12 protein-coding genes and 2 tRNA genes are annotated in these 17370 nt (G+C 61.0%); 12 read left to right on the forward strand and 2 right to left on the reverse strand.

The window, feature by feature from the left end:
• The first annotated feature begins 237 nt into the window (after positions 1 to 237).
• The 4 genes from metG (at position 238) to HMPREF2874_RS05480 (ending at position 6174) form a co-directional block, all read left to right on the forward strand.
• Positions 238 to 1782, forward strand: a complete 1545-nt coding sequence (gene metG, locus HMPREF2874_RS05465) for a methionine--tRNA ligase (RefSeq protein WP_070649239.1) — start codon at positions 238 to 240, stop codon at positions 1780 to 1782.
• A gap of 347 nt (positions 1783 to 2129) precedes the next feature.
• Entirely contained in the window at positions 2130 to 2897 is a 768-nt protein-coding gene (locus tag HMPREF2874_RS05470; RefSeq protein ID WP_070649241.1) for an ABC transporter ATP-binding protein, read from the forward strand.
• Between the two features lie 3 nt (positions 2898 to 2900).
• A complete protein-coding gene (locus HMPREF2874_RS05475) occupies positions 2901 to 5654 on the forward strand; it encodes an ABC transporter permease (RefSeq protein WP_070649244.1) in 2754 nt (917 codons plus the stop codon).
• A 202-nt stretch (positions 5655 to 5856) separates the two neighbouring features.
• Entirely contained in the window at positions 5857 to 6174 is a 318-nt protein-coding gene (locus HMPREF2874_RS05480) for a nucleotidyltransferase family protein (protein ID WP_049345616.1), read from the forward strand.
• 138 nt (positions 6175 to 6312) lie between these two features.
• On the opposite strand, the gene HMPREF2874_RS05485 is transcribed toward HMPREF2874_RS05480, so the two are convergent.
• The gene (locus HMPREF2874_RS05485; protein WP_070649246.1) at positions 6313 to 7164 is read right to left on the reverse strand and encodes a response regulator; all 852 of its coding nucleotides are present in this window, start codon (positions 7162 to 7164) and stop codon (positions 6313 to 6315) included.
• 41 nt (positions 7165 to 7205) lie between these two features.
• Positions 7206 to 8615 carry a sensor histidine kinase gene (locus HMPREF2874_RS05490; RefSeq protein ID WP_141754221.1) on the reverse strand — a complete coding sequence of 470 codons (1410 nt, stop codon included), beginning with the start codon at positions 8613 to 8615 and terminating at the stop codon, positions 7206 to 7208.
• A 587-nt stretch (positions 8616 to 9202) separates the two neighbouring features.
• Here HMPREF2874_RS05490 and HMPREF2874_RS05495 point away from each other — a divergent pair.
• The 8 genes from HMPREF2874_RS05495 to HMPREF2874_RS05530 all read left to right on the forward strand — a co-directional run bounded on the left by HMPREF2874_RS05495 (position 9203) and on the right by HMPREF2874_RS05530 (position 17320).
• A complete protein-coding gene (locus HMPREF2874_RS05495) occupies positions 9203 to 10639 on the forward strand; it encodes a transcriptional initiation protein Tat (RefSeq protein WP_070649250.1) in 1437 nt (478 codons plus the stop codon).
• A 167-nt stretch (positions 10640 to 10806) separates the two neighbouring features.
• On the forward strand, positions 10807 to 11862 hold the full coding sequence (locus HMPREF2874_RS05500) for a 3-isopropylmalate dehydrogenase (protein WP_070649253.1): 1056 nt from the start codon (positions 10807 to 10809) through the stop codon (positions 11860 to 11862).
• Positions 11863 to 12236: 374 nt separating this feature from the next.
• Positions 12237 to 13334, forward strand: coding sequence for a branched-chain amino acid aminotransferase (locus HMPREF2874_RS05505; protein WP_070649254.1), 1098 nt, complete (start codon positions 12237 to 12239; stop codon positions 13332 to 13334).
• Between the two features lie 251 nt (positions 13335 to 13585).
• The gene (locus HMPREF2874_RS05510) at positions 13586 to 14338 is read left to right on the forward strand and encodes a fumarylacetoacetate hydrolase family protein (protein ID WP_070649256.1); all 753 of its coding nucleotides are present in this window, start codon (positions 13586 to 13588) and stop codon (positions 14336 to 14338) included.
• A 57-nt stretch (positions 14339 to 14395) separates the two neighbouring features.
• Positions 14396 to 15907 (forward strand): glutamate--tRNA ligase, encoded by a 1512-nt coding sequence (gltX, locus tag HMPREF2874_RS05515; RefSeq protein ID WP_070649259.1) that lies wholly within the window; start codon positions 14396 to 14398, stop codon positions 15905 to 15907.
• 2 nt (positions 15908 to 15909) lie between these two features.
• Entirely contained in the window at positions 15910 to 16314 is a 405-nt protein-coding gene (locus tag HMPREF2874_RS05520) for a hypothetical protein (RefSeq protein ID WP_070649260.1), read from the forward strand.
• A 307-nt stretch (positions 16315 to 16621) separates the two neighbouring features.
• Positions 16622 to 16697: transfer RNA gene (locus tag HMPREF2874_RS05525), tRNA-Gly, on the forward strand.
• Between the two features lie 551 nt (positions 16698 to 17248).
• Positions 17249 to 17320 (forward strand) — tRNA-Gln (locus tag HMPREF2874_RS05530).
• The last annotated feature ends 50 nt before the right edge of the window (positions 17321 to 17370 follow it).

Raw genomic sequence — 17370 nt, forward strand, 5'->3', positions numbered from 1 at the left:
AGCGAAGCGAGGGCGGGTGCCCCTGTAGGAGCGAGGAGGGTTCCGAACCTCGAGCTAATCCCGCCGGAGTGGTTCGTGGTTTGGGTGTGCGCCCCGTGCCTAGCGAACTGGGGCGGGGGAAGGCTGTCGCGGTTTAGCCTGTTGCGTGGCAGCCTCCACCCACAAGCAATAAGCCACCACGTATCAGAGTGTAACCCCAGTGAGAGTCGTACCTAAGACTGCGGTAAACTGAAAGTTATGACTGCAACTCCGTTCTACATCACCACCGCCATCTCCTATCCCAATGGCAACCCGCACATCGGCCACGCCTACGAAACCATCGCCGCCGACGTGCTGGCCCGCTTCAAGCGCCTCGACGGCTTCGACGTACGCTTCATGACCGGCACCGACGAGCACGGCCAGAAGATGCAGACTACCGCAGAGAAGCTCGGCAAAACCGCCAAGGAACTCGCCGACGAGAACTCCGCACGCTTCAAGGCCATGAACGACGCCCTGAACATCAGCTACGACCGCTTCATCCGCACCACCGACCCCGACCACTACGTCGCATCCCAGGCCATCTGGAAGCGCATGGAAGAGAACGGTGACATCTACCTCGGCAAGTACGCCGGCTGGTACTCTGTCCGCGACGAAGCCTACTACGCAGAAGACGAAACCGAGGTCCGCGACGGCCAGCGCTACGCCATCGCAACCGGCACCGAGGTCGAGTGGACCGAAGAAGAATCCTACTTCTTCCGCCTCTCCAAGTACGGCGACAAGCTCCTCGAACTCTACGCCAACGAAGGCTACGTCTACCCCGAATCCCGCCGCAACGAGCTGATCTCCTTCGTCAAGGGCGGCCTCAACGACCTGTCCATCTCCCGCACCACCTTCGACTGGGGCGTACCCGTACCCGGCAACGACAAGCACGTCATGTACGTGTGGGTCGACGCTCTCACCAACTACCTGACCGGCCTCGGCTACCCCGACACCGAGAACGAGCTGTTCACCAAGTACTGGCCCGCCGACCTGCACCTCATCGGTAAGGACATCACCCGCTTCCACTCCATCTACTGGCCCGCATTCCTGTGGTCCGCCGGAATCGAACTGCCCAAGCGTGTCTTCGGCCACGGCTTCCTGCTCGTCAACGGCGAGAAGATGTCCAAGTCCGTCGGTAACGTAGTCGACCCCGCAAACCTCGTCGACGCCTTCGGCCTGGATGCCGTCCGCTTCTTCCTCATGCGCGAGGTTTCCTTCGGCCAGGACGGATCCTACTCCGAAGAGTCCATCATCAACCGCATCAACTCCGACCTGGCCAACAACCTCGGCAACCTCGCCCAGCGTTCGCTGTCCATGGTCGCCAAGAACTGCGGCGGCGCTGTGCCTGAGCACGGCGAATTCACCGAAGCCGACCGCAAGATCCTTGACCAGGCGGCTGCCCTCTACGAGCCGGTTCGCGCCGACTTCGACGAGCAGGCCTTCCACCGCGCCCTCGAGCGCATCTGGACCGTCCTTGCAGACACCAACGCCTACTTCGCTGAGCAGGAGCCCTGGACCCTGCGCAAGAACGGCGAGCTTGAGCGCATGAACACCGTGCTGTACGTAACCCTCGAGGTCGTACGCCAGGTTGCTCTGCTGCTGCAGCCCGTCATGCCCGACTCGACCGCCAAGCTGCTGACCCTGCTCGGCGTGCCCGAGGGTGAGTCTCGCCAGTTCGCGGCCCTCGGCACCGCGCTCGTGCCCGGCACCGAGCTGCCCGCACCCGCACCGGTGTTCCCGCGCTACGAGGCACCCAAGGCGTAACGGTTGCTTGAGTAATAGCGGCTGGCGCGTGAGATAGCGCCGTAACGGATAGCGTGAGAAAGCCCTCGGCTTCCTTACCCCAGTGGGGAGGAGCCGGGGGCTTTTCGTGTACGCGCGTATGGAGAGGTACGGGCGCAGGGTAGAGACGGGACGCTGGTTTGGTCGCCGCTCATACTTAAGGATGAGGTCGGTACCCCGTTCCGGCAGCCTCGCGTTCAGCTCATACCGCGGAAGCACCGGGAAACCCTGCATCCGCAGGTCAAGACCCGGTGAACACCCGCCAAAATCAACCTGGAGGATGAGAAAAACCCTGTAGTCAGCGCCATACTGCGTGAAATAATTGAACTATGACTACTACAACTCCTCACGCACAGACGGCACAGCCCGCCGTCTCCGCACGAAACCTTTCCAAAACCTACGGCATGGGTGAAGCCACCGTCCACGCCCTCAACAACGTCTCCGTCGACTTTGAGCAGGGCAAGTTCACCGCCATTATGGGTCCCTCCGGCTCGGGTAAGTCCACGCTGATGCAGACCATCGCAACCCTGGACACCCCCGACCCGAACCCGGCAACCTCGATTCGTATTGGCGGTACCGAGCTCTTCGGTCTGAAGGACAACGCCCTCACCGAATTCCGCCGCGAACACATCGGCTTCATCTTCCAGGCGTTCAACCTGGTGCCCACCCTCACCGCGGGCCAGAACATTGACCTGCCGCTGGGCCTTGCCGGTAAGAAGCCGGACCAGCAGTGGCGCGACTACCTGGTCAAGACCCTCGGCCTGGAAACCCGCCTCGACCACCGCCCCGAACAGCTCTCCGGCGGTCAGCAGCAGCGCGTCGCCATCGTGCGCGCCCTGCTCGCACGCCCCGAAGTGGTCTTCGCCGACGAACCGACCGGTAACCTCGACTCCAACTCCGGCGCCGAGGTGCTGCGCCTGCTGCGTGCCGCCGCAACCGAGCACGCACAGACCATCCTCATGGTCACCCACGACGCAAACGCCGCCTCCTACGCAGACCGCGTGGTCTTCATCAAGGACGGCATGGTCGCCGGCGAAATGATCGAACCTACCTACGACGCCGTCCTCGGCGCAATGGCACAGCTGGAAGGTCGATAAGCCGTGGCAACCACACTGAACACGGTGGCGCGCTCCAACCTGCGCGCCTCCAAAGGAAAATACATTCTCACGGGCATAGGCATCGCGATCTCATCCTTCTTCATCGCCGCCATTATGATGCTCACCAACTCGCTGCAGGCGACCGTCAACTCCTCCGTCGGTGACGTGCTCTCCCGCGCCGAGGCGGTCGTCGCCTCCGCCGCTACAACCAGCGACGGTCAAGACAGCACCTCTATCTACCTGACTCGTGACCAGATTCAGAAGGTAGAAAAGAGCGACCTGCTCTCCGGCTACTGGGTACAGTACGCTGTCTCGGGTAAGCTCGGCACCGGCGACCAGGCAACCCAGGTGCAGTACGACCAGCTGCCCGCCGACTCGAGTCTCTTCCCGTACAAGGTGCAGGGCAAAATCCCCAGTAGCGACCACGAAATCATGGTCTCTACCTACTTCGCGAAGAAGCACAACCTCTCGCTGAACGGCAAGGTCACCAGCACCGACGTTGTAGAATCCGTCAGCGCCCCCGGTACTGATAAGACCGCCGAATACACCGTCGTCGGCCTGTTCGACCCCGGTTTTGAAGGCTCCACCACCAACCAGGCTGTCTTCATTGGTGGCACCAGCCTCGGCGAAGCCGCCCTGAAGGCATCCGAGGCAGAAAACAAGAGTTCCGCGGCAGGTTACCGGAACATGGCTGGCGCGAACCTCATCTACCTCAAGTTCAAGGACGGCGTAACCGACGCCAAGCTCAAGAGCCTGCAGGATACCCTCAGCAGCGGTGACACCAAGAACGACCCGCGCGTGATGACCGGTCAGAAGCTGCTGGAGGACTACCAGAAGACCATCTCCACGGTCTTCACCTCCATTAGCGTGGTCCTGGGCGCCTTCGCAGCGCTGGCTCTGCTGGTCTCCTCGTTCGTCATCTCCAACACCTTCGCGGTGCTGGTCGGCCAGCGCATCCGTGAACTGGCTCTGCTACGCACCCTCGGTGCCCGTGGCGGCTCCCTCGTACGGATGCTACTCGTCGAATCCATTACCGTGGGCGTGGTGTTCTCCCTCATCGGTGCACTGCTGACCTTCCCGGTCGGCATGCTGGTTGGTGCAAACCTCACCACCATCATGATCTCCTACTCGATCACCCCGGTGATTATCAGTACCCTGATCTGCACCCTCGTGACGGTTCTGGCGTCGCTCTCCCCGGCACGAAGCGCCCTGCGCATCTCGCCCATCAGCGCGATGAGCGAGCACACCAACCTTGAGGTGCGCAAGCCCGGCAAGGTCGGCCCGATCCTGGGTCTGGTCTTCGGTGCCGCAGGTATCGGCCTGGCTATGCTGGCTCAGAACCAGGGTTCCGGTGAGGGGGCCGGCAATAAGGCCATTGCCCTCATGATGGGGGCCGCACTGCTGCTCGGTATTGCGGTTTTCCTCCTCACCCCGCTGGTACTGCCGCCGCTGGTACGTGCCCTCGGCACGGTCACCCGCACCCAGACCGGCAAGCTCGCGCTCGCCAACGCGCTGCGTTCGCCCAAGCGCACCGTCTCCACCGGCCGCGCCGTGCTGGTGGGTACCCTGGTCGTGTCGACTGTGCTGACCGGTTACTCGGTGCTGAGCGCCTCGCTGACCAAGGCCCTGGATCAGCAGTACCCGATTTCTGCGCAGGCAAAGTACAGCTCGTATGACCAGTCCGAGGCTGCCTCCACCGTGACCAAGGCGGAGGAAATCGCCTCCAAGGTCAAGGGTATTAAGAACGTTCAGGCATCCGCCGTCGGTTACGCAGCCGGTGTGGTCGACTACACCGTCGAGTACGAGGGACAGACCGCCAACCAGAATTCCGACCTGGTGGCGCTGAGCTCCTCCGATTTGAAGGCAATCCTGCCGGGCGAAAACTCGAACCTTGCCGACGACACCGTGCTCGTGCCGCAGGGCCTCTGGAAGTCCGCTGGATTGAATGAGTCCAGCCGTCTGAAGGCACACGGCCCGCTCGGCGAAGTGGAACTCAAGCCCGTCAGGTCCGCAACCAAGCAGAACCTGCTGATTGTCAACCCTGCCACCGCCGCCAAGCTGCAGGACGCCAAGAACCCGCAGAAGGTGGCCAACCCTGCCGCTGAGGAAGCTCAGAAGCGCATGGAAGAAGCAATCGCCAGCGGTGACAAAGAAGCTCAGACGAAGGCCGCTCACCTGACTGTCACCAGCCAGGCAACCGGTAACGACACCGTCGTTCTGGTGCGCGCCGCCTCCCCGCTGACCAGTAGCGAGAACGCGACTCTGCAGGCTGACCTGAACCGAGCCAGCCCGGACAGCTCCTTCACCGGTGGTCTGCAGGAACGTCAGACCTACGACCAGCTGCTGACCGTCATGCTGACCTTCACCCTGGTGATGCTCATGCTCGCAGTGGTCATCTCCATCATTGGTGTGGCGAACACGATGACCCTGTCGGTCAACGAACGCCGCCGCGAGAACGCGATGCTCCGCTCGCTGGGCCTGTCCCGCAAGCAGCTGCGCCGCATGATTTCCATTGAGGCGATTCTGATTACGCTCGCCGCAGTGGTGCTCGGTATGGTTTCCGGTGGTGTGATTGGTAGCCTCTCTGCGCAGATTATTATGTCTTCCATGAGTGCTTCCGCCCCGCTCGTGCTTGACCTGCCGTACGTCTGGTACGTGGTCATCCTCATTGTGGGTGTGCTCGCCGCGATGCTCGCTTCGGCTCTGCCGGCGGCTCGTTCGGCTCGCATGTCCCCGGTTGAGGGTATGCGCGGCTAACCCGCTGTACCTGGCATAGTCACAGTACCCGGCGAACCCGGATACTCGGCGTGAGAAAGCCCCGGAGGGTGCCTCGAAAAGGAGGCCGCCCGCCGGGGCTTCACTGTGTCCTCTACTCTGCCGTGCTCTCTATTCTGTTGTGCTTGTGCTCTCAGATTCTTGGAGCTGACCTGTAGCATGGCTTTGCGCGTATGATGGGTGTATGAGCACTAGCCACCCCAATCTGCGTCGCGGGTACACGCTACCCCATGAAGCGGAGGTTCTTCAGATCCTCCGTGACGCTGGTGTGCGCCGTGCCCGACTCTTCGGCAGCGCCGCCCGCGGTGAGCTGACCGAAACCAGCGACCTGGATTTTCTGGTTCAGATGCCGGGGGCAGCCCCTTTTGACGAGTTCATGCAGATGGTCGATGCTCAGCACCGCATTGAACAGTTGACCGGCCGTAGCGTTGATATGGTCACCCGGTTGCGCCCCCGCATCTATGCGGAGGCAGAACCTGACATGGTGGAGCTACCGCTATAAGAAGTTGCCTGAGCTGATGAGCGACTTTGAGCGAATCATCGACGAGATGCAAGAAACTACTTAACTAAAGAGCCCCGGATGGTGCCTCGATTAGGAGGCGCCCGCCGGGGCTTCACTGTGTCCTTATATAAGGGAGCGCTAGTGGGCGATACCCGCCTCATACGCCATAATGACCGCCTGCACACGATCACGCGCACCCAACTTCGCCAACACGTGCGACACATGCGTCTTCACCGTCGCCTCCGAAAGCACCAGCTCCCGCGTAATCTCCGCATTCGATAGGCCGCGCGCAATCAAACCCAGTACCTCAAACTCACGCGGCGACAACTGCTCAATCAACTTACGATGCGGATAATCCTGCACAGGCTCAAAGCTTGCATGCTCAGCCGGAATAAACGTCGCCTTAGGAAGCTCAGCAGCCGGGGGAGTAACAGGAACAGACTCGGCGGCAGGAACAACAGGAGCAGCAGGAGCGGGGGAGTCCAGCACCGGAATCATCTGCTCCAACAGACGGCGAGTTGCAGACGGCGCAATCACCGCATCGCCGCGGTGCACCGTACGAATCGCCTCCAGCAGCTGCTCCGGCGGAGTGTCCTTCAACAAGAAACCGCTCGCACCCGCACGCACCGCTGAATACACGTACTCATCAATATCGAAGGTCGTGAGCATGATAATGCGCACCCGCTCATCCTCGGACACCTCACGCTCGCCGTCACGCTCCAGAATACGGCGCGCCGCCTCCAGGCCGTCGCAGTGCGGCATGCGCACATCCATGAGGATGACCTGCGGCGCCTGCCCCTCAGACACCATGCGGTCAAAAACGTCAATCGCCGCCAGACCGTCATCAGCCTCCATAACGACCTGCAGGTCCGGCTGGGAGTTGACGAGCATGCTCAAACCGCCGCGCACTAGGCGCTGGTCGTCAACGAGCATCACGCGGATCGGCTGGGTGGTCTGTGGTGCAGAAGTCTGTGGTGCAGAAGAGTACATAGTTTCAATCCTAGATCACGAGGTAGTAGAGGGCGCCGATATTAGAGGTCGCGGTAGGGCAGCGCCGCCTCAACGAGCCAGCCGCCGTCAGGCTGCAGACCGTAGGTGAGGGCGCCGTGGTAGAGGGCGATACGCTCGCTCATGCCGCGCAGACCGTTGCCGCTACCGGGGACCGGGCGAGCAATGTGCTGAGCTGTGACCGCAGAAACCGGTTCGTTCTGCACCTGCAACTGCAGGCCCTCATCACCCCAGTGAATGGTGACGGTGGTTGCCGCGCCGGGGGAGTGCTTGAGCGCGTTGGTGAGCGCCTCCTGAACGGTGCGGTACGCCGCCAGCTCGGCACCTTGCGGTAGGGTGAGCGCCATGGTGCCGGTGATTCCGGTGAAGGTGACGGGTAGCCCGGCGCGGCGGCTCTGCTCCACGAGGTCGGGCACATCGCTGAGGGTGGGCACGGGTGCGTAGGCGGTCGCCTCATCGGTGCGGAGTAGCCCGAGGAGGGAGCGCATCTGGGTGAGGGAGTCGCGTGCGGTGTCTGCAATGAGTTCGAGGGTTTGCTCGGCAATATCCGGTTCGCTCTGCTGAGCCTGCCCCGACTGCTCTGCCTGTTCAGTTTGCTGGGTTCGTGCAGTGCGGGCGCTTGCGGCGGCGTAGCGTGCCCCGTCCGCCTGGGAAATAATGCTGGAGAGCGAGTGCGCCACAATATCGTGCATTTCGCGGGCGATGCGGGTGCGTTCGTCCTGCGCTGCGAGGCGGCGTTCCTGTTCCTGCTCGTATTCGAGGCGGCGGGCGCGTTCTTTGAACTCTTCGCTGCGCAGTTCGCGCATGCGGCGGGAGTCGCCGAGGAACCAGAAGACGGTGAAGATGGATCCGCAGAGCACGCCGAGCATCAGGGAGATGAAGATGCGGGCGGGTATGTCGTCCCAGTGGTAGAGGAATGAGAGCGAGGCCTGCACGGTGACGGCGAGTGCGCCGACCCAGCCGAGAATGAGGCCGCGGAATCGGGCGCGGCGGCGCCAGTGCCGACCGATATGGTAGGCGGCGAGGCTGACGGGCGGGTAGCAGGTGATGGCGAGTGAGTCGGGGAAGGGCTCCACGAGGGTGAGGCAGAGCGCCGCGATGACCACGTAGATGCTGCCGTAGGGGTAGCGGTAGCGGAAGTAGAGCGCGGTGGTGCTGCAGAGCGCGGAGATGACCGGAATCCAACCGTAGCTGTTGACGAAGGCGGTGGAAAGCATGCAGCAGAAGAACTGCATGTGTGCGACGACGAGGACGTTCATCCAGCCGCGTTTGTCCCTGAGGTAGGTTTGTACGCGGCTGGAGGCGGTGATTGCGTCGGCGGGCAGGTCGCTGCTTTCTAAGACGCCGCGGGTATGCGTTACGGCGTGGCCTGATTCGGCTGTCTCAGTGCTGTTCTGTGGGTTCTTCTGGGGTTGGGTGCGCTTGAGGGGCATGCTTCCAGTGTATCGGGGTGTTTGCGAGGGGTTGGAACCCCCTTTTCTGCTCTCACATGCAGGAACATTCTGTGGTTTTGTGTGTGGGGGTGTGTGATTACGTGTGTGCGACACGCTAAAAACACCTATTTTGAGTGACCTTGATTACTTTTTTCTAGATTATTTATTCAACTAAAGCTTGAGAGTTTGGGGTTGTATGGGGTTCGAATTCGGGTTTAAGAGACCTGAAACTCCCTTAAGTAACCTATTTTGGTTGAAAAACCTTCAACCAAGGCGGAGAGTTTAAGGGAAACCCCCTCATCAAACCATTTTTGGAACCATTGCGGTACAGGTCCTTGATGGGTATAGTTTTGGCTGTACCCGAAATCTGCGCCCGAGGTCTAAGAACCTCGCAGAACTAAACACCAAGAGTTCTGGAGCGCGACTCCCTGTGCAAGGGAGCGGATACAGCATTATGTCGTTATCACCAGAGGTTAGGCTCAAGCCGACTCACTCACTCGACTTGTTTCAAGTGATGTTTACTGCCGCGCACGACGGCGGGTGATAACTTTTATTCCTCAAAATGACATCACTCTCGAAGGACATACATGTCTACTAACATTTCTCGCCGCAAGGTTGTCGCTGGCGCAGCATGGGCTGCTCCGGTTGTTGCAGCATCTGCTGCAGTTCCCGCTTTTGCATCTTCTACTGAGTGCGCGTACGCATCTGCACCCAAGTTCAACATTTCCGGTCAGCCCTCCGGCGCTAAGGACACCATCAAGTTCACCGTTCCCGCGAAGGTTGACAAGATTCGCTTCGAGGTCGCTGGTGGCGCAGGTGGCGGTTCCAATCAGGTTGCTGGTGGTTCCGGTGCTCTCGTGACCGGTGAAATGCCCGTCAAGGAAGGCCAGGTTGTTGAGCTGGTCGCAGCTGCCGGTGGTGTGGCTTACCTGGTTTCTGAGCCTGGCGTTGACAGCAAGGCTATTTGGCAGACCCGCCCCGCAACCGGTGGTAAGGGTTACGGTAACGGTGGTGACGTAACTGAACAGCCCGTTCCCTCCGACGCTAAGTCTCGCGTTGACGCTAACTGGTCCGGTCCTTCCGACATGAAGCGCTACGTATACGGTGGTTCCGGTGGTGGTTCCTCCGCTCTGGTTATTGACGGCACCCCGGTTGCTGTTGCGGGTGGCGGTGGCGGTGCGGGTATCCGTACCCAGCCCGGTACCAACAACATGCCCTCGGACAACAAGTACTACAACTCCAAGGCAGTTGACACCTCCACCACCTACCTGAGCGACACCGCGGTTAAGTCTGTTCTGCCTGCTGGTGCAAGCGCATCCGCAGCAACCGGTGACAGCGCTGAGACCTCCATCTCTCACTACACCGTCCTGAAGCCGTTCGCCTCCGATCGTACCGCTATGAAGGTTGCCGGTGGTAACGGTGGCGGTAACGGTCAGGGTGGTGCAGGTGGCGAGCAGCCCATGCTGTACAACGACAAGGGTAACGTCTACGGCGTTCTGGGCTTCAACAGCCAGAACAAGCAGGAGCTCTTCAGCTCCGCTACCGCTGGTGACAAGGGTGGCTCCGGCTTCGACGGTAAGGGTGCAGACGGCGTCTTCGCATACTCCTACCAGATCGACAACAACGACATTAACAAGCTGGAAGAAGCTCCTGTTACCAACCCCAAGTTCATGCCTTCCGATGACATTGGTGGTCTGGACAAGGACTCGACCCTGAAGTCCTTCAACGGTTACCAGACTGTTGTCTCCGCAGGTGGTGGCGCAGGCTACGGTGGCGGTGGCTCCGGTGCTGCTCGTGCACTGTCCTCCATCATCACCTCCCAGAAGTGGAACGCTAACGAACGCCCCACTCGTTACCGCCAGAACGTTGGTTCGCTGGTTCAGGCAGGCGCAGGTGGCGCAGGTGGCTCCTACGTTGCTCCCGGTGTTGCCGGCGGTGCCATCGCATCCGCTAACAACGGTGCAAAGGAAGCCGGCGTTCGTAACCCCGGTTACGTGAAGGTTACCCTCTGCGAGCGCTCCTAATAGCGTCTAAGTTCTTACCCTGTGAGAACTCGTAGATAAACAATATTCCCCGGCTGAATTATCAGCCGGGGAATATTGTTTTAATTGGCAGTACCCGTCTAGCCCAGAGTCTGAGAACCCGCCCGCACACTCTACCGCCCACCCGCGGCGCGTATTACGGTAGAGGCATGACTGAAGCACGTAGCATCGACCTCGCCGTCATCCCCGGCGACGGCATCGGCCCCGAAATCATTACCGAAGCCCAGCGCATCCTCACCCGCGCCTGCGAGCTCGAAAACATCACCGTAACCCCCACCCACTACAAGCTCGGCGCCGAGCACTGGCTGGAAACCGGTGAAACCCTGCCCGACTCCACCATGGACGCCCTCAAGCAGCACGACGCGATCCTCTTCGGCGCCATCGGTGCAGACCCCCGCAGCGGTCAGATTCCCTCCGGCCTTATCGAACGCGAAATGCTCCTGAAGCTGCGCTTCGCCTTCGATCACTACATCAACCTGCGCCCCTCCCGCCTGTACCCCGGCGCAGTTTCCCCGCTCGCCAACCCCGGCAACATTGACTTCGTCGTTGTGCGTGAAGGTACCGAAGGCCCCTACATCGGCAACGGCGGCGTGATTCGCCAGGGCACTCCGCACGAAATCGCCACCGAAGTCTCCCTCAACACCGCACACGGTGTGGAGCGCCTGGTCCGCTACGCTTTCGAGCTGGCGTCCACCCGCCGCAAGAAGGTCACCCTCGTGCACAAGACCAACGTGCTCACCCACGCAGGTCGCCTCTACAACCGTTACTTCACCGAAATCGCGGCTGAATTCCCCGAGGTTGAGACCGACTACCTGCACATTGACGCGACCACCATCTTCATGGTCACCGACCCCGCACGCTTCGACGTGATCGTCACCGACAACCTCTTCGGCGACATCATCACCGACCTCGCAGGTGCAGTGACCGGCGGTATCGGCTACGCGGCAAGCGGCAACATCAACGCCGTCGGCGAGTTCCCCTCCATGTTCGAGCCCGTACACGGCTCCGCACCGGACATCGCCCGCCAGAACAAGGCAAACCCCACCGCCGCAATCCTCGCCGGCGCAATGCTGCTGCGCCACCTCGGCCACGACGCAGCCGCAGCCCGCATTGAGGACGCCGTCGAAGCAGACATGCGCGAAAACGGCGCCACTGTGCGCGGTACCGATCAGGTTGGCGCAGACGTGCTCGCACGCCTCGGCTAAGCTCAGCTGGCTAAAACTGGCTCGGCTAAAACCCGCCAGCCGTGGCCGCTGAACGCAAAACACCCGTGAAGCCCGGAAGGAACACACCTTCCGGGCTTCACCTGTTCACATCCTGAATGAGAGAAAAGGTGCGCATGCGGCAAACTCATCTTTCCGGTACTCTAAAACAGGTCAGGCACACCCGCCCGGCACCTCGGCGGTGGACACCATCCACCACTAGCTTTGATGCATCCAACTAGCACAGACCGCTAGATGCACCATCTGCCCCGCACGACAACGCGCCCGGCGGCACACACCGGTCCCTCGCCCCGCCGCGAGAACCGCCACTCAAAGAACGCCCACAGAGGCAACTAGACGAAGAGGAACGCAGAACGATGGCCATCGAATTCAGCCACGAAGCAAACCAGTCACCCGCCACCGCCGAACGCCGCGCCGAAATCCTTGCAAACCCCGGCTTCGGTGACTACTTCACCGACCACATGGTCACCATCGACTGGGAAGGCGACTACAAGACCGGTGGCACCTGGTACGACGCACGAGTTCGCCCCTACGGCCCGCTCGTCCTCGACCCCGCAGCATCCGTCTTCCACTACGGCCAGGAAATCTTTGAAGGCATCAAGGGCTACCGCCACGCTGACGGCTCCGTGTGGACCTTCCGCCCCGAAAAGAACGCGGCACGCTTCGCGAACTCTGCACGCCGCCTCTCCCTGCCCGAACTGCCCGCAGAACTGTTCGTTGAATCCCTGCGCGAACTCGTGAAGATGGACGAGCAGTGGGTACCCACCGGCGACGGTGAGGCCTTCTACTTCCGCCCCTTCATGATCGCAACCGAGGCATTCCTCGGCGTTCGCCCCGCACGCCACGTGCAGTACCACGTGATCGGCTCGCCCGCAGGTAACTACTTCGGCACCCCCGAACCCGTGGACATTTGGCTCTCCACCACCTACGCCCGCGCAGGCGAAGGCGGCACCGGCGCGGCAAAGTGCGGCGGCAACTACGCGGCATCCATGATCGCCCAGATTGAAGGCGAAAAGCACGGCTGCAAGCAGGTCATCTTCAAGGACCCGCACCGCGGCGACGCCATCGAAGAGCTCGGCGGTATGAACGTGTTCTTCATCTTCGGCAAGGAAAACAAGATCGTCACCCCGGAGCTGACCGGCACCATCCTGGAGGGTGTGACCCGCTCCTCGCTGATTCAGCTCGCTAAGGACCGCGGCATGACCGTCGAAGAGCGCGCTATCACCCTCAATGAGTGGCGTGAAGGCGTGGCAAACGGCGACATCACCGAAATCTTCGCCTGCGGCACCGCAGCAGTGGTCGCGCCCATCGGCAAGCTCAAGGCAGAAGACTTCGAAATCCCGGCACCCACCGAGCACTTCGGCGAAATCTCCAAGAGCCTGCGCGAAGAGCTCGTCGGTATTCAGCTCGGCACCGTTGAGGACCGCCACGGCTGGATGACCCGCCTCATCTAAGACCTCTGACTCATGTCACCCGCGAAATCCCCGCAGGATGCGCCCGCACCCGGAACGCGCACCCGCGGGGATTCGCTGTGCCCGGTCAGTGCTGTGCTCAGCGAATATTGCGCGCGGTGTTGATAACGCGAGGATAGGGGAGGGGAGGCGCACCCCGCCGAACCTAATAGTGTTGAACCCCGCCGGGCTAAAACCTGCCTTGCCAATTCCGCCCGCCGCTCACACCCTCGAAGGCTGGTACCCTAGAAAGTATGCGTATTGCACGATTTACCGTAAATAATGAGCTCCACTTCGGGCTGGTAGAAGGCGACGCAGGCGAAGAAACCCTGCGCGTACTCGCCGGCGACCCCTTCTACTCGGGCATCGAACCGACCGGCACCACCTACCCCATCGACCAGGTGCGCCTGCTCGCCCCGATCATCCCCCGCTCCAAGGTGATTGGAGCGATCGCAAACTGGGCTGGAACCGAGGCGCCCGCCTCCCCGCAGTTCTTCCTCAAGCCCAACACCACCGTGATTGGCCCCGGCGACCCCGTGACCCTGCCCGAGTACTCCGAAGCCGTCAGCGCAGAAGGTGAACTCGCCGTCGTTATCGGTCGTATCGCCAAGTCCGTGCCTCTTGAGCGCGTGCACGAAGTCATCTTCGGCTACACCGTAGCCAACGACCTCACCGCCCGCGACCTGCTCGAAGACCGCCAGTGGACCCGCGCTAAGGGCTTCGACGGCGCCACCCCGCTCGGCCCCTGGATCGAAACCGATCTGGACACCGACTCGCTGAACATCACCACCTGGGTTGACGGCGACGTCGTGCAGGAAGGCAACACCTCCGAAATGCACTACTCCGTAGCCGAACAGGTTGCCGCAGCCTCCGAAATCTTCACCCTGCTGCCCGGCGACGTACTGCTCACCGGCACCCCCGCCGGCATCAGCGTACTGCGCGACGGCAACGAAGTAGAGGTCGAAGTCGAAGGTATCGGCTCCCTCGTCACCCGCGTGCGCGACTAAGCAGCCCGCCCCCAAAAACGTAACGTACATCCTGAAACACACCGTCAAGGAGACATCATGACCGAATACCACGGTCCCGTACTCAACAGCCCCGCAGACACCCGCGTCCGCTTCTGCCCCTCGCCCACCGGCACCCCGCACGTGGGCATGGTCCGCACCGCCCTCTTCAACTGGGCGTACGCACGCCACACCGGCGGCAAGCTGATCTTCCGCATCGAAGACACCGACGCAGCACGCGACTCCGAAGAGTCGTTCAACCAGGTGCTCGAATCCCTGCACTGGCTCGGCATCAACTGGGACGAAGGCGTGGGCGTCGGCGGCCCGCACGAGCCCTACCGCCAGTCCGAGCGTAAGACCGCAGGCATCTACAACGAGATCTTCGAAAAGCTCGTTGAAGGCGGCTACGTGTACGAAGACTTCTCCACCCCCGACGAGGTGAAGGAACGCCGCAAGGCAGCCGGTCAGGACCCGCAGCTCGGCTACGACAACTACGACCGCAACCTCACCGAAGAGCAGAAGGAAGCCTACCGCGCCGAGGGCCGTAAGCCCGTGTGGCGCCTGCGCATGCCCGACGAGGACATCACCTTCAACGACCTCGTTCGCGGTGAAATCACCTTCAAGGCCGGTACCGTGCCCGACTACGTGGTCGTCCGCTCCAACGGCGACCCGCTGTACCCCTTCGTGAACCCCGTCGACGACGCACTCATGGGCGTCACCCACGTGCTGCGCGGTGAGGACCTGCTCTCCTCCACCCCGCGCCAGATTGCGCTCTACCGCGCGCTCATCGACACCGGCGTGACCAGCTTCATCCCCGAATTTGGTCACCTGCCCTACGTCATGGGCCAGGGCAACAAGAAGCTCTCCAAGCGCGACCCCGAATCGAACCTCTTCCTGCTGCGCGACTCCGGCTTCATCAAGGAAGGCCTGCTGAACTACCTGTCCCTGCTGGGCTGGTCTCTCTCCGCAGACCAGGACGTCTTCAGCATCGACGAGCTCGTCGAGCACTTCGACGTACACGACGTTGTCGCCAACCCCGCACGCTTCGACGTGAAGAAGGCAGAGTCCATCAACGGCGACCACATCCGTGCGCTCGACCCCAAGGACTTCCGCGACCGCCTCATCCCGTACCTGCAGGCTGCAGGCGTACTCGGCGAAACCCTCACCGAACGTGAAGAGCAGGTCCTCACCGAGGCTGCACCTCTCGTTCAGGAGCGTATGCAGCTGCTCGGCGAAGCACCCGGCCTGCTCGCATTCCTCTTCAAGAGCGACGACGAGATTACCGTGGCTGACGACGCACGCAAGCAGCTCAAGGAATCCGCACCGCAGGTCCTCGCCGCAGCAATCGAGGCACTCGAGCCCCTCGAGGACTTCACCGCAGCCAGCATTGAGGCAGCCCTGCGCGCCGCAATCGTCGACGGCCTGGAAATCAAGCCGCGCCTCGCATTCGGCCCCGTGCGCATCGCAGTGTCCGGTGAGCGTATCTCCCCGCCCTTGTTCGAATCCATGGAAATCCTGGGCAAGGAATCCTCCCTCGCACGTCTGCGCAAGCTTGCCGCTGAACTGAGCTAACTATGAAACAGTCAATCATGGGGAAGGCGCTGCTGAAGGGCTCCATCATGGCGCTCACCAACGCCTGCATTATCTGGCTGTTCGCCTACATCGCCGGCTTTGACCGCTCCGTGTGGATGGTCGTTATCATTATTGCCGCTGCGGCGCTCGCCTACGTGACCGCATTCCTGGAGGCACGCGCCATGCGGAACGCGGCTCATGGCGGCGACGTGAGCACCTCCTCGTCTGTCGTGGATTCTTCGGATTCTTCGGATTCTTCGGACGAAGAAGAGGATGACGACTTCGTGGACCCGGGCCCCGACCCGGACGCGGGCGACTTCGACGCCGGAAGCTCCAGCAGCTCGGACTACAGTAGCTACAGCAGCTCCGACTACTCTGGCGGCGGCGATTCGGGCGGCGGCGATTAGCGCCTCCTGACACCTGCCTGAGCGGCCGGATACTCGGCATGCTCGTAATGCTAAACATTCCCCCTCCCGGCGGAGGGTTTACCGGAATATCTTCCGGGAAACCCTCCGCCGGGAGGGGGAATTTTTGTTGGTCAAAGAAAAATTTTTGTGATGGATAATCCATCTATACTCGCTTGTCAATGCGTTTTTATGCGTAAATTTTGGGGCCTAGGATGCGCAGAGGAGAAAGCTTTGGGTTGCACACTCTGTTCGGTATCCGTATAGTTATATCCGTTGCCGCGACAAACAAAGTTTGAAGCGAAAACATGCGGTTGTAGCTCAGTTGGTAGAGCACCACCTTGCCAAGGTGGATGTCGCGAGTTCAAGTCTCGTCAACCGCTCCACTGAAAGCCCCGAGGTTCGCCTCGGGGCTTTTTCGTTGTCTTCAAAAGTTTTGTGTCTTAGTGAACAAATCTGCGAGGGGTGGGGGCGGGTGGAAGTGAAATCCCTGGAGAATGGCGAGGCGTTGAAGCGGAGGCGTGGGATGCGGTAATTCTGTGCCGGTCAATCCCGCACTAACCCTCTAGCTTGTCCGAGGTGTTTTCCGAATCGGATACCTTGAGCTGATTTCTAGGTAGTGGCAGGGATTCAAAAAATCTTCAAAAATTTTGGTGGGCAAATCGTGCGGGGGAGGGGCGGAAACTGCGTCCTGGACCCTCCTTCGATTGCTTTGAGGGGCTAAAATCGGCTCCAGAGCCCTCTCTTTGAGGTTTTTTAAAGAATTTTTTGACCCCAAAAACCCCGGGATTCTGCGGAAGTAGCGGATATCGGGGTGAGAGTGTGAGGCAGGTTACCTTATTTTGGCTTGCGCGTCTCTTGAAAGCCCCGTATAGTTATTACTCGTTCCGGTGATGAGCCGAAAGGCGAAAGGCGGAACGGTAACTCAATAGAGTAATGGGATATGGTGTAATTGGCAACACGAAGGTTTCTGGTTCCTTTGTTCTAGGTTCGAGTCCTGGTATCCCAGCTAACCTCCATCTGGAGGTTACGGCCCCATCGTATAGCGGCCTAGTACTC

This window comes from Rothia sp. HMSC068F09 (assembly GCF_001812775.1).
Taxonomy (GTDB): Bacteria; Actinomycetota; Actinomycetes; order Actinomycetales; family Micrococcaceae; genus Rothia; species Rothia mucilaginosa_A.